We start from the raw sequence: 14,759 nt of genomic DNA, 5'->3' as shown, positions 1-14,759 counted from the left end.
GTATAATAAAACAAGTATTGTCTTGTTTGAGAAATTCAGGTAAAAATAATGATATGATAAAGAATTTGAATATGAAACTGTTTTTGATGGCATTGACATTCTTTTTCGGAGGATGCGAGGATAAGGGTACAGGCTGGACACCGGATATGATTCCCGATGATCCCGTGATAACTCCCGGTGATGACGCTGATACGGAAGGAATACATACTTATAACGCCCCTCTCTATTGGAGTGTCTATGAATACTGTTGGAAATTGGAGCGCAGAAATGAAGAATTGGTCAATGCCGGTGGGCAAGGACAGGCTATTGATATGTCTGAAGGTTCCTGGCAGAATATAATCGACTATGTGGCGGAAAATCTGCTTCCTTATGGTTACAATATGATTTGTACGGATGGTTTTATGGCGATGGATGGTACTTCCGAGCCCGATCCTACGGGATATATGACGAAATACGGATCGGTAAAACTGAAGAAACTTTCGGAAATGTGCAAGGCTAAGGGACTGAAATTGGGTGTCTATGACAATCCTTTGTGGATACATGGTCCGGAAGAAACCATTATAGAGGGTACTGATAATATTACCTTCAAGGATTTGCGTTATAAGCAAGGTGAAGATAATGTACTTTATCCTGACGCCGACGATGGCTTCTGGTGGGTAGTAGCAAGTCATAAAGGCGCTGAGGAGTACATCGACGGCTTCTTTAAATATTATAAGAATCTTGGTGTGGACTTTATCCGTATGGACTTTCTTTGTTATTATGAAAACGGGTACGACCGCGGTATGAATGCCATAAAAGGTAAAGGGTACGGACGAGAGAATTATAAACTTGCTCTGCAATATATCTGTAAGGCTGCAAAGAAATACGGTGTATTTACTTCGTTGGTAATGCCCAATATGCATGAGGATGCGGCTCTGGAGCGTGAGTATGGTAATATGGCGCGTATCGTTGGTGATACGTGGAGCGGTGGCTGGCATCATGTGTCTAATTCCGATCGCGGCAAAGTATTTGAAGATTGGCCCAGTTGTGGCAATATGTTCGATGGCTTTACGCACTGGTCTAAATACTCCGGACGTGGTAAAATGATTATGGACGGTGACTTTATCCGCTTGAATACATTCGGTTCCGATGCGGAAAAGGAAAGTGTCATTTCTCTGCAACTCATGGCGGGCGGTCCGGTAGCGATTGCCGATGTGCCGGGAGATAGTTTTGCCAATTCAGATTTGAAGTTTTGCCAGAACGAAGAAATGCTGGCTTTGAATAAGGATGGTTTTGCCGGTAAACCTTTATCCGATGTTTTAAATAGTACGAACAGTCAGATATGGTATGGACAGATGACAAACGGTGACTGGGTGATAGGCTTGTTCAATCGCGAAGATTCCAAGCAGTTTCGTTCGGTGAAATTCTCCGATTTAGGTATTGAGGGTAAGATGAAAGTGCGTGACTTGTGGAAACATGCAGATGAAGGAGAAGCTGATAACTTGAATGTGGAACTTGAGGCGCATGCCTGCAAGATTGTGAGGTTGACCAAACTCTGATTGTCTCACTTATGAATAGATAGAGAAATATGAAAAATACAATTAATATAGTGTTATTTCTACTTCTGGCAGCAGTGGGGAAAGCGCAGAATCTTTCCTCACCGGACGGTAATTTATTACTGAAGACAGTAGTAGAAAGGGGAATTCCCTATTACGAACTTTCTTACAAAGGTAAAGCTGTGCTTGCACCGAGTCGTCTCGGATTGGATATTAAATATGAACGCGGATTAATGAACGATTTCAGTGTGAAATCGGTACAGACGGATTCATTGGACGAATCGTGGAAACCGGTATGGGGTGAGCAATCGCTTATCCGTAACCATTATAACGAAATGTTGCTTACCTTGGAACAAGGTTTCAGCGGGCGCACGTTGAATATACGTTTTCGTCTCTTTAATGATGGTTTGGGATTTCGTTATGAGTTTCCCGAACAACCTACTTTGAATAAGTTCGTTATCAATGAGGAACTGACTCAGTTCAATTTGGCGCATGATTATACGGCTTTTTGTATGCCGGGTGATTATGACACTAGTTTACTTACACCACAGCTCCTCTTTCTCAGATACGTGAAGAGATGCCTAAACAATCCGTGGCCATGAAGTCGTATGAAGCGAAATCGGCGGGTGATTTGATAGTACAGACGCCTCTGATGCTGAAAGGGAGCAACGGATTGTACATTAATATCCATGAAGCTGCTTTGGTGGATTACGCAGCTATGGAATTGAATGTAAATGATAAGTCTTTTTGTTTGACTGCCTGCTTAGTACCGGATAAAAACGGTGATAAAGGTTTCTTGCAAACCCCTTGCTTCTCGCCTTGGCGCACAGTGGTAGTAAGTGATGACGCAAGGAATATCCTTGCCAGTAAGCTGATTCTGAATCTGAATGAGCCTTGCGGATATGCAGATACATCTTGGATTAAGCCGATGAAATATATCGGTGTATGGTGGGAGATGTTTATCGGGACAGGGAAAGATTGGGCATACAGCAGTTATAATCGTGCAAAACCGGGAGTGACCGATTATAGCAAGCTGACTCCTAATGGGCGTCATGCGGCCAATACCGATAATGTAAAAAGATATATTGACTTTGCTGCCAAACATGGTTTTACCGCCGTATTGGTGGAGGGATGGAACGAAGGTTGGGAAGACTGGACGGCTTATACTAAAAATCGCCAGTTTAGTTTTACTTCTCCCTATCCGGATTTCGATGTAGATGAATTGCAGCGGTATGCTCATGAAAAGGGGGTGCGTGTAATGATGCATCATGAAACGTCTGCCAATGCCGCTGATTATGAACGACAATTGGATGATGCTTTCAAATTTATGGTGAATCATGGTTATAATGCAGTAAAAACGGGTTATGTAGGCCCTATAATTCCGCGTTGCGAATATCATGCTTCGCAATGGATGAATAATCATTATATACATGTGGCAAAGCGCGCAGCGGATTTTAATATTATGGTAAACAGTCACGAAGCTGTACGTCCTACGGGGTTGTGCCGTACTTATCCAAACTGGTTGGCGCAGGAATCTGCCCGTGGAACCGAATTTGAATCAATGGGCGGTAATCCGGTGGATCACACTACTATTTTACCTTTTACCCGTTTAATGGGCGGACCGATGGATTATACTCCGGGTATCTTTCAGGGAGATTTGAGTTATTACGAGAACGGTTATAAAAAGGATCAGCAGGCACGTACTACATTGGCCCGTCAATTGGCTTTGTATTGTACTATGTATAGTCCGCTTCAAATGGCTGCGGATTTGCCTGAGAATTACGAACGTTTTATAGATGCATTCCAGTTTATCAAGGATGTGGCGGTAGATTGGGATGAAAGCAGGTATTTGGAAGCCGAACCGGGTGATTATATCACTGTAGCACGACGTGCCAAAGGTACAAATAATTGGTTTGTAGGCTGTACGGCCGATGAGAATGGGCATGTATCCAATCTTAAACTTGATTTTTTGATTCCCGGTAAGAAGTATATCGCTACTGTTTATGCCGATGCAAAAGATGCCGATTGGAAGAAAAATCCGCAGGCTTATGTTATTCGCAAAGGGATTGCTACTTCCAAAACCAAACTGAAACTTAGGGCGGCTTCGGGTGGAGGCTATGCCATCAGTTTGATAGAAGTGCAAGATAAAGCAGAGTTAAGGAAAATGAAAAGTTTACCAACTAATATTTATTGAAAAATGAGACGAATAAGATTATGTAAATTCAATGCTTTACTTCTCTTGGCAGGACTATGCGTGATGGGCAGTTGTGCCGAAGACGAATTACCGGCACCGATGAAGAAAGCGCGGACTGTGGTAAAACTTACGGCAGATTGGTCGGAATGTTCTTCGGCAGCACCGGCGAAATATATGGTACGTATAGGCAATGAGACACAGGAAGTAACCGGTAATGTAAATAGTTTTTTATTGCTCTCCACAAGTGATTATGGCATGGTGGCGTATAATGAACCGCAAGGAGTTAGTGTTAACGGTAATATAGCTACCCTGAATACGGTAGCTACAAGGAGTGAGGGAAGTTCTGTCGTTACAGGTAATCCCGATGATTTGTTTTCTGTTTCGGAGGATTTAGTACAGGATGAACTACTTGCTTTGACAGGAGATACATTGCGGCTGACTGTAAAGATGCAACAGCGTACACGTCAAGTTAATATAACAATGGATACCGATGTGGAGAGTATTAAATCGGTGACAGGTATGCTGGATAATGTAGTTTCGAGTATAGACCTGACTACCGGTGAACTGCTGAGTGTGGCTAAAGCTTCTGTCAGTTTTACTGCGTCACCGGTAGCAGAAGGTGAGGCAAGTATGCGGCTCAAAGGCACTGTGCGTCTATTGGGGGTATCTCAAGAAAAAGCCCAGCGGCAGATAATGACGGTGGAGATAACTAAAGAAGATGAAACAACTGAGACAATAACTACCGACCTTACTGAAGTATTGTCTAAACTTGACGAAGGCGGTAATACGCCGTTGGATATAGAAGGAAAAGGTGGGTTCAACGGTAATGTCATAAATTGGATTGTGGAAGAAAAAGGAGATTTAGATTGGTTAAAATAATTAAGAACTTTAAAGACTTAAGCAATGAAAAAGAACACATGTTTTGTTATGCTGGCTGCTTTGATGATGGCAGGTTGCAGCAATGAAATAGACGAACAGGTAATGGATAGCAGACGGGTACCACTGCAAATAAATGGTGATATCAATATGCTTATGACACGTGCGGCAGATGACCATTGGGATGAGAAGGACGCTATCGGTGTGTATATGGTAAGTGCAGAAAATAGCATAGTAGGTGATGTAAGTAATTATCGTTATGTAGTAATTGATAAGAACAATGGTAATTTTTCTCCTGACGGGGAAACTAATACGGCTTATTTTCCCGAAAGTGATGATGTTGTGAATGTAGTGGCTTATTATCCGCAAGGAAATGTAGTTGAAAATAAATTATCGTTGGATTTAGCTAATCAGGATGAGCAGCCACGTATAGATTTAATGTCAGCAAAAGCAGAAGGTGCAAGTAAAAGTACTCCTATTATTAATCTTGGATTTAAACATCGTTTGACTAAACTTTTTTTTGAAATAGAAGGTGATGTCAATACCGATGGTATATATGCTGCAATAGGCAATCAATATACTGATATTCAGTATGATATTTTGAATGATAAGTTGTTGATTGCTGATGGGAGTGAAAAAAAAGACATAGTTATGAAATATTGGAATTTGAGTAATTATCGTTTTACAGAAGCTATTGTGTTACCCAATGAAGAAAACAATAGTGCAGAAGATCGTAAATTGACATTTCAATTGAATGAAAAAATATTTAATGCGACGATTAGTAACAGTACTACATTTGAAGCTGGTAAGAAGTATACTTATAAAGTTAAATTTGAAACAACTCCTTCAGGAAATATAAATGTAAGTATTACAGGAGTAAGCATTAAGAATTGGGACGATGGTGATATAAGTGATGATAATATAATAGTTCCTGGAACATTGAAATTTGATAGATTATACTTGGCAAGTGGTTTCACGGATTGGGGACGGCCGTATGAAATGATGAAAAGCACAGATGGGAAAACCTTTACTTGGACAGGAAATGTAAAAGATGATAACCAAGAAATGAAATTTGCTCTCCTTCAACAAAGTATTATTGGAGATGTACAATTAATGCCTAATATGAATGGAACAACTAATAAAGAAGTAGAATTAAATGTGGAAATGAATGCATATCCTGTGATATATTATGATAATGAATCCATTAAACGTGATAATAAGTGGGTGATAAAAGAAAAAGGTACATATACTGTCACTGTTAATGTGGAAACTATGAAAGTAGAAGTGAAAAAGTTAGATGTTGTTTATTTGGTTGGAAGTGTTTTATCAGTGGAAGAGGGTGAAAATCAAAACAATGGTTATGATTTGAAAAGAGCTCCCTATTTTACAAAGATAGATAACAATAAATATGAATTGATAATCAACTTGCATGAGGGTGACTTTAAAATACTCTCCAAAATAGAATATACTAATACTAATGATGATTATTATGCTCCTGAGGCAAATACTCCATTTGTAACAGGAAGTAACATGAATGTAGATTGTCGTCAGGAGAATGGTAAAGATTACAAATGGCAAGTAACTGAAGCCCAAACCGGTACTTATAAACTCACTCTGAATACTTCCGAATTGGAAAATGTAACATTAACCGCAGAGAAATTATAATCAGCAACAACTGAATCAACAGGGTGAAATAACAGTTTTCAGGATTTTATAAAAAGCTTATATCCTCATTCATAAATACATGTCTATATTAACGGAATAATCTATGAATGAGGATATTTTTTGTACTATTAAAAGCCTTTTAATAAAGGCTCATATAGTAAAGGGGCGGGGAGGTATAATCAAGGAATAGACATAGGTTATACAAACTGTCAGTTAGTGATATGAATTCAGATAAATCATACAGATTTATTTATTATTTACTTAAACAGGTACTTTTGAATATGAAACAAACTTTTCAAATGATAGTATTGGTAACTTGTGCGTTGTTTATGGCACTGACGGTGCAAGCGCAGAATGCTACCAAGGTTTACCAACAGGTTTCTCCGGACAATAATGTCCATCTTTCTTTTGAACTGCAAGAAAAAGGCAAACCCTCTTATTCTTTACAATACAAGAAATCTCAGGTTATCAATCCCAGTACCTTGGGCCTTGAACTGAACGGGCAGGAAAGCTTGCAGGAGGGATTTGAAGTAGTAAATACCTCTACATCTTCGTTCGATGAAACTTGGCAACCGGTGTGGGGAGAGAATAAGGATATACGTAATCATTATAACGAACTGCTGGTGGAACTGAAGCAAACATTGACCGGCCGTTTTATGAATCTTCGTTTCCGCGTGTACGACGATGGGATAGGCTTTCGTTACGAATTCCCTCAGCAGAGGAATTTAGTCTATTTCGTTGTCAGGGAGGAACATTCGCAGTTTGCCATGAGCGGTGACCATACTGCATGGTGGATTCCGGGAGATTATGATACACAAGAATATGATTATACGGAGTCTAAACTTTCCGAAATCCGCGGGTTGCTGCAAGGCGCTGTCAGCGGTAATGCTTCGCAGACTGTTTTCTCGCCTACCGGTGTGCAGACTTCCCTTCAGATGAAAACGGCCGAAGGACTTTATATCAATTTGCACGAGGCTGCGTTGGTTGATTATTCATGCATGCATCTTAATCTGGATGATAAGAATTTAATATTCGAATCATGGCTGACTCCGGATGCGGTAGGAAACAAAGCATATATGCAGAGTCCTTGCCATACTCCTTGGCGTACGGTGATGGTGAGTGACGACGCACGGAAGATATTGGCATCGAATCTTATTCTTAACCTGAATGAGCCTTGTAAATATGAAGATACTTCTTGGATTAAGCCGGTGAAGTACATCGGTGTGTGGTGGGAAATGATTGCCGGTGGAAAGCCATGGGCGTATACTTGGGATATTCCTTCGGTGAAACTCGATGAAACGGATTATACCGGGGTGAAACCCAACGGGGTCCATCCGGCTAACAATGCTAATGTAAAGAAGTATATTGATTTTGCCGCCGAACATGGCTTCGACCAAGTATTGGTGGAAGGCTGGAATATTGGTTGGGAAGATTGGTTTGGCAATTCTAAAGATTATGTTTTCGACTTCCAAACTCCTTATCCCGATTTTGATATTAAAATGCTGAATGAATATGCTCATTCAAAAGGGGTGAAACTGATGATGCACCACGAAACATCATCCTCTGTACGTAACTACGAACGGCATATGGAAGCGGCTTATCAGCTGATGAATAAATATGGATATAACTCGGTCAAGAGTGGTTATGTGGGGAATATGATTCCCCGCGGAGAACATCATTACGGACAGTGGCTTAATAATCATTATCTGTATGCTGTGACTGAAGCTGCGAAGCATCGTATCATGGTTAATGCCCATGAGGCAGTACGTCCTACGGGACTTTGCCGCACGTATCCAAACCTGATTGGTAATGAGTCTGCCAGAGGTACGGAATACGAGGCTTTTGCCGGTAACAAACCTTTTCATACCACTGTGCTTCCGTTTACTCGTCTGCAAGGCGGGCCGATGGATTATACCCCTGGTATTTTCGAAATGGATATGAATAAATTGAATCCCAACAGTCATTCTCATGTAAACTCCACCCTTGCGCGTCAACTGGCATTGTATGTCACTATGTATAGCCCTTTGCAAATGGCTGCCGACCTTCCGGAGAATTACGAACGTTTTATGGATGCTTTTCAGTTCATTAAGGATGTAGCGGTAGATTGGGATGAAAGCCGTTATCTTGAAGCCGAACCGGGACGTTATATTGTGGTTGCCCGTAAGGCTAAGGGAACGGATAATTGGTTTGTAGGCTGCACCAGTAACGAGGACGGTCATATTTCAGCATTGAAGTTGGACTTCCTTAATAAGGATAAGAAGTATATTGCCACTGTCTATGAAGACAGTAAGGATGCCCATTATCGAACTAATCCTCAAGCTTATACCATTCGGAAAGGAATTGTATCGGCCAAATCTGTATTGAAAATGAAAGCAGCGCCGGGTGGCGGTTATGCTATCAGTATCATGGAAGTTACGGATAAGGCTGCAATGAAAGGAGTGAAGAATCTGAAATAATATTTTAATTGAAACATTGAATGCCCAATGAATGGATTTAAGAAATCTTCTTCTCAAAAGAAACCCTTGTTGCAAGGGTTTCTTTTGAATTTTAAAAAGGGGAAAACAATTATTTGTTTGGTTGCCCTACTAATGCTGGCAACCGCAAAGACTTCAGCGTCCGATAATAATCCGGTTGCCAATCCTGAAGCGGTGGTGATTTGCGGAAAAGCGCGCTTCACTGTTCTTACACCGGAAATGATTCGTATTGAATACAGTGCTAAAGGTATATTTGAGGACCAAGCTACGTTTACCGTAACCAATCGTAGGCTGAAGGTGCCACGTTTCAGGAAGAGGGAAGACAATACGTATTTGTATATAGTTACCGATAAGGTAAGGTTGAAATATCGCAAAAGTACAAATCCGGTGACAACTCCTGCCTCTCCTGAAAATCTGACCATAACTATCGATAACAATGGATGTGAGTCTGTGTGGTATCCCGGTAAATCAGATTCGTTGAATCTTAAAGGTACCTGCCGCACTCTTGACGGAAGTAATGGAGATAATAAGCGTGCCGAAATGGAGAACGGATTGATATCACGTTCCGGATGGGCTGTCATAGACGATTCATGGGCTGCCATACGCTCTGACGGTGGGCGTTCTTATGCTCTCCGGCCCAATGCGGATATGGAGTTTGACTGGTGGGCGGAACGCTCCGATACGGATGCTCTTGACATCTATTATCTGGGTTATGGTAATGATTATAAGAAAGCTATTTCCGACTACACTAAAATTGCGGGTAAGATACCATTGCCGCCCGATTATGTATTCGGATATTGGTATAGCAAATACTCTGCTTATTCGGCAGATGACTACCGCCGGATTATGTCTGAAATCAAGGATAATAAGATTCCTGCCGATGTAATGATTCTGGATATGGATTGGCACTGGAACGTAGGAAATGGACAATCCGGAGATAAAGGTGGTTGGACAGGATGGTCGTGGAATACCAATCTGATTCCGAATCCTAAGGGCTTGCTCCGGGATATCCATGATAATAATTTTAAGATTGCCCTTAATCTTCATCCTGCCGACGGTATAAACAAGAATGAATCGCCTGTCTATTTCGCGGCAATGAACTCGGAACTTAACGGTAAGTATCTTAACGACAAAAAAGATAATATCTCTTGGAGCATTGACTATACGGACTTTACAAAATCATTCTTTAAAAATATCATCCGTAATCACGAAAGTGAGGGAGTTGACTTCTGGTGGATTGACTGGCAGCAACATCTTACAAGCAATGATACTTACGGATTGAGTGAAACATTCTGGTGCAATCATATATTCTTTAACGATATGGTGAGAAAACGTACAGACCGCAGACCTGTAATTTTCCACCGTTGGGGAGGCTTGGGCAGCCATCGTTATCAGATTGGTTTTTCGGGCGATGCTCTTATAAACTTTCAGACTCTTGGCTTCCAACCTTATTTTACGGCTACAGCTTCGAATGTAGGGTATGGTTATTGGGGGCACGATCTTGGCGGACATGCATTCACAGATGAGAGTATTGTAAATGATCCGGAACTTGTACTTCGTTGGATACAATTCGGAGTGTTTACACCGATTTTCCGTACACATGCGACAAACGATGCACGCATAGAACGTCGAATTTGGAAGTTTGATAATTTTCCGACGATGCTTGAGGCGGTACGGCTTCGCTACTCGCTTTTTCCCTATCTCTACACTATGGCCCGTAAAGCTTATGATACCGGTATATCTGTTTGCCGTCCTCTGTATTATGAATATCCGGAGAGTGAGGAAGCTTATGTTTATGAGAACGAGTATTTTTTCGGTGATGATATCCTTGTAGTTCCTATCACTGAAGCTGCTGTTGATGGTATCAGTGCCAAGGAAATCTGGTTTCCTGAAGGAAAATGGTGGAGCGTATCTACCAATGAACTTATTGAGGGACCGTGTAAAAAGGTTATGAATTTCACACACGAGCAAATACCCTATTTTTTCAGACAAGGGGCTATCATACCCTACAACCCTCCTACTGTAATGAATGTTACCGAACGTCCGGATAATCTAATCCTGAATATTGTAGCCGGTTCTGATGGTGAAAGTTCTTTATATGAAGACAGTGGAAATAATAGTGATTATGCCACTATGTACTCTACAACAGCTCTGAAACAAATAGCTGATGGAAATAGAGGTAAGTATATTATTTCTGCACGTCGGGGTAATTATAAGGGTGGCGTGTCTGTACGTTCATATACGTTGCGGATATTTGATACTGCCGCACCCGTATCCGTAAAGGTGAACGGTAATACTGCTGTATCGTATGTTTATGACAAAGATAAAAGATGTACTACGGTCGAGGTTCCTGCCATAAAATGCTCCACAGGAGTTAAAGTTGAAGTTATCTATTCGAAAGAATAGATAACTTCAAATCTGTTTTTGAATACGCTATTGTCGAAAGATATTTTTCGGCAGTTGCATTTTTTATAATGTTCGCTTTTGCGCGGACAGTTGTTCGGAAATGAACACAGCTTTGTTTTAAATAATCGTTGATTTTCAGTTGTTTATAAGTTTGGCACAGCAATTGACTATATATAGCCGAAGGCGCTCGGCAAAGAAAGCCTGAATAACTCAAACTAATAATAACAATAAAAACATAACGATTATGAAGACAAATGTAATTCTTAAGGCAGTGGTAATGGTAGCGGTAGTAATGGCAAGCGTATTAAACTTCTCTGCGAATGCAATGAATCCTACGGATTACGTAAAGAACGAGGAAATGAGCGGCGAACTGGTAACAGCCCGGACAATCTTCCGTAATGAGGATGGTTATTTATTCCGTCACCTGCGTTATACTTATGGCTATGACAATGAGAATCGTGTAATCAGCAAAGAAGCTTCCAAATGGGACAGTGTAAAAGAAGCATGGGTTCCTTACTTCAAGCTGGATATCGAATATACGGGTGATGAGGTTTCTTTGAGCTATGCCCGTTGGAACTCCAAGGACAATGCTTACAATGATAATATTGAAACCAGCGTTTACGAACTGAATCACAATGACGCTACTTTGATGCTGGCAAGTGTGAAATGAAACATACAGGCATAAAAAAAGGAGTACCGCTGTACTCCAACCTTTGTTAACCTTAAATCTAATACTATGAAAAACACATTGCAAAGGTACGGACTTTTGGGAAATCTCCAAATAAAACAAATAAAAAAGTGTGTTTTATAACACGTTTTAGCAAAAATATCCACTTTGTTAAGGCTTACTAAGGATTTAAACCCTCTACATACGTATTTTCTAAAAAAGGATTATCTTTGTCCTGCTTAATCAAATTACATTAAAACTCTAAACAGATACCGCTGTGAACGAAGATATTGTCCTTACTCCGATGATGAAACAGTTCCTTGACTTGAAGGCGAAACATCCCGATGCCGTCATGCTGTTTCGTTGTGGCGACTTCTATGAGACTTATTCCACCGATGCTATTGTAGCTTCTGAAATCTTAGGCATTACCCTGACAAAGCGTGCCAATGGCAAAGGGAAAACGATTGAAATGGCCGGTTTTCCTCATCATGCGCTCGATACGTATCTGCCCAAGCTGATACGTGCAGGCAAGCGCGTAGCCATTTGCGACCAGCTGGAAGACCCGAAGCTCACCAAGAAACTGGTGAAACGCGGTATCACCGAGTTGGTAACACCGGGCGTATCTATTAACGATAACGTACTGAATTACCGGGAAAACAACTTCCTTGCCGCCGTTCACTTCGGTAAAGGCGCTTGCGGCGTGGCATTTCTGGACATCTCTACGGGTGAGTTCCTGACCGCCGAAGGACCTTTCGAGTATGTGGACAAGCTGTTGAATAACTTTGCTCCGAAAGAAGTGCTTTTTGAACGTGGCCGTCGGGGAATGTTTGAGGGTAATTTCGGCAGCAAGTTCTTTACATTCGAGCTGGAAGACTGGGTATTTACGGAAACCACCGCCCGCGAGAAGCTGCTGAAACACTTTGAAGTAAAGAATTTGAAAGGATTCGGCGTGGAACACCTCAAGAACGGTATCATTGCTTCGGGGGCTGTCTTGCAGTACCTCATTCTGACGCAGCATACGCAGATAGGGCATATCACTTCGCTGGCGCGCATAGAAGAAGACAAATACGTCCGCCTGGATAAGTTTACGGTGCGCAGCCTGGAGCTGATGGGCAGTATGAACGACGGCGGCAGCAGCCTGTTGAACGTGATAGACAAAACTATCAGTCCGATGGGAGCCCGTCTGTTGAAGCGCTGGATGGTGTTCCCCCTGAAAGATGTGCAGCCCATTAATGAGCGATTGAACGTAGTGGAGTATTTCTTCCGCCAACCCGACTTCAAGGAACTGATTGAAGAGCAGCTGCATTTGATAGGTGACCTGGAACGTATCATCTCCAAAGTAGCCGTGGGGCGTGTCTCTCCTCGTGAGGTGGTTGCCTTGAAAGTAGCCTTGCAGGCAATCGAGCCTATTAAGGAAGCCTGTATGGATGCCGATAACGCCAGTCTGAACCACATTGGCGGGCAACTGGACATCTGCCGCGCCATTCGTGACCGCATCGATAAGGAAATCAACAACGATCCCCCGTTGCTCATCAATAAAGGCGGCGTGATAAAATCCGGCGTGAATGCCGAGCTGGACGAGTTGCGTCAGATAGCTTATTCCGGTAAGGACTATCTTTTGAAGGTACAGCAGCGGGAGAGCGAACAGACGGGGATTCCCAGCTTGAAGATAGGTTATAACAATGTGTTCGGTTACTATATCGAAGTGCGCAACGTGCACAAAGATAAAGTGCCGCAAGAATGGATTCGCAAGCAGACGCTGGTCAATGCCGAACGCTACATTACGCAGGAATTGAAAGAGTACGAAGAGAAGATACTCGGCGCCGAAGACAAAATACTGGTACTGGAAACACAGCTTTACACAGAGCTGGTACAATCGCTGAACGAGTTCATTTCCGCCATTCAGATTGACGCGAACCAGATAGCGCGTCTGGACTGTCTGCTTTCCTTTGCCACCGCGGCCCGCGAAAACAATTATATCCGTCCCGTAATCTCCGACGACGAGGTGCTGGAAATACGCCAGGGACGTCATCCGGTCATCGAGAAGCAACTTCCGATAGGCGAGAAGTACATAGCGAACGATGTAATGCTGGACAGCAGCACGCAGCAGATAATCATCATTACCGGTCCCAATATGGCGGGTAAGTCGGCGTTGCTCCGTCAGACCGCTTTGATTACGCTTATGGCGCAAATCGGCAGCTTCGTTCCGGCCGAAAGCGCGCATATCGGTTTGGTGGACAAGATATTTACCCGTGTGGGAGCTAGCGATAACATCTCCGTAGGCGAGTCTACGTTTATGGTGGAGATGAACGAGGCGGCGGACATATTGAACAACCTTTCTTCCCGCAGTCTGGTGCTCTTTGACGAATTGGGGCGCGGTACTTCTACTTACGACGGTATTTCCATTGCGTGGGCCATTGTGGAGTATATCCACGAACATCCGCGCGCCAAGGCGCGCACGCTCTTCGCCACGCACTACCATGAACTGAATGAGATGGAAAAGTCCTTCAAGCGCATCAAGAACTATAACGTGTCGGTGAAGGAAGTCGACAATAAGGTCATTTTCCTGCGCAAATTGGAACGCGGCGGCAGTGAGCACTCCTTCGGTATCCATGTAGCCAAAATGGCCGGTATGCCCAAAAGTATTGTGAAACGCGCCGACGATATCTTGAAGCAGCTTGAGACGGATAATCGTCAGCAAGGTATATCGGGCAAGCCGATGGCCGAGGTGGGAGAGACGCGCGGCGGTATGCAGCTTAGCTTCTTCCAGCTTGACGACCCGATATTATGCCAGATACGCGACGAAATACTGAATCTCGATGTCAACAACCTGACGCCGCTCGAAGCGTTGAATAAGCTGAATGACATTAAACGGATAGTCAAAGGAAAGTAGCCTGCGATATAGATTCTGTTTCAAAGGATGGAACGAAGTGTTCCCCTGT

Annotated in this window: 7 protein-coding genes and 1 pseudogene; all 8 read left to right on the top strand. The window is 42.5% G+C overall.

Features of this window, described 5'->3' with window-relative positions; all coding sequences use genetic code 11:
- The first annotated feature begins 53 nt into the window (after positions 1 to 53).
- The 8 genes and pseudogenes from BUB52_RS09830 to mutS all read left to right on the top strand — a co-directional run bounded on the left by BUB52_RS09830 (position 54) and on the right by mutS (position 14,710).
- Positions 54 to 1,538: an alpha-galactosidase gene (locus BUB52_RS09830; RefSeq protein ID WP_009121968.1), complete on the top strand. Its 1,485-nt coding sequence runs from the start codon at positions 54 to 56 to the stop codon at positions 1,536 to 1,538.
- Positions 1,539 to 1,567: 29 nt separating this feature from the next.
- A pseudogene (locus BUB52_RS09825) lies at positions 1,568 to 3,729 on the top strand (glycoside hydrolase family 97 protein).
- Between the two features lie 3 nt (positions 3,730 to 3,732).
- Positions 3,733 to 4,608 (top strand): FimB/Mfa2 family fimbrial subunit, encoded by an 876-nt coding sequence (locus BUB52_RS09820; RefSeq protein WP_139259707.1) that lies wholly within the window; start codon positions 3,733 to 3,735, stop codon positions 4,606 to 4,608.
- A gap of 24 nt (positions 4,609 to 4,632) precedes the next feature.
- Positions 4,633 to 6,270 (top strand): fimbrillin family protein, encoded by a 1,638-nt coding sequence (locus BUB52_RS09815; protein ID WP_009121964.1) that lies wholly within the window; start codon positions 4,633 to 4,635, stop codon positions 6,268 to 6,270.
- 281 nt (positions 6,271 to 6,551) lie between these two features.
- Positions 6,552 to 8,726: a glycoside hydrolase family 97 protein gene (locus BUB52_RS09810; protein ID WP_039950751.1), complete on the top strand. Its 2,175-nt coding sequence runs from the start codon at positions 6,552 to 6,554 to the stop codon at positions 8,724 to 8,726.
- A 117-nt stretch (positions 8,727 to 8,843) separates the two neighbouring features.
- A complete protein-coding gene (locus tag BUB52_RS09805; RefSeq protein ID WP_254302474.1) occupies positions 8,844 to 11,150 on the top strand; it encodes a glycoside hydrolase family 31 protein in 2,307 nt (768 codons plus the stop codon).
- Between the two features lie 244 nt (positions 11,151 to 11,394).
- Positions 11,395 to 11,820, top strand: a complete 426-nt coding sequence (locus BUB52_RS09800) for a DUF3836 domain-containing protein (RefSeq protein WP_009121961.1) — start codon at positions 11,395 to 11,397, stop codon at positions 11,818 to 11,820.
- Between the two features lie 274 nt (positions 11,821 to 12,094).
- Entirely contained in the window at positions 12,095 to 14,710 is a 2,616-nt protein-coding gene (gene mutS, locus BUB52_RS09795) for a DNA mismatch repair protein MutS (RefSeq protein ID WP_039950749.1), read from the top strand.
- Positions 14,711 to 14,759 lie beyond the last annotated feature (49 nt).

The sequence above is a fragment of the Bacteroides clarus YIT 12056 genome, from assembly GCF_900129655.1.
Lineage (GTDB): Bacteria > Bacteroidota > Bacteroidia > Bacteroidales > Bacteroidaceae > Bacteroides > Bacteroides clarus.
Note: the sequence above shows the minus strand (reverse complement) of the source record. Positions and strands in the feature narration are given on the sequence as shown.

What these genes read in the sequence shown, in the direction of transcription:
- BUB52_RS09815 (WP_009121964.1), top strand. Translation starts at nt 4,633, where the DNA reads ATGAAAAAGAACACATGTTTTGTTATGCTGGCTGCTTTGATGATGGCA.
- BUB52_RS09830 (WP_009121968.1), top strand. Translation starts at nt 54, where the DNA reads ATGATAAAGAATTTGAATATGAAACTGTTTTTGATGGCATTGACATTC.
- BUB52_RS09800 (WP_009121961.1), top strand. Translation starts at nt 11,395, where the DNA reads ATGAAGACAAATGTAATTCTTAAGGCAGTGGTAATGGTAGCGGTAGTA.
- BUB52_RS09820 (WP_139259707.1), top strand. Translation starts at nt 3,733, where the DNA reads ATGAGACGAATAAGATTATGTAAATTCAATGCTTTACTTCTCTTGGCA.
- BUB52_RS09810 (WP_039950751.1), top strand. Translation starts at nt 6,552, where the DNA reads ATGAAACAAACTTTTCAAATGATAGTATTGGTAACTTGTGCGTTGTTT.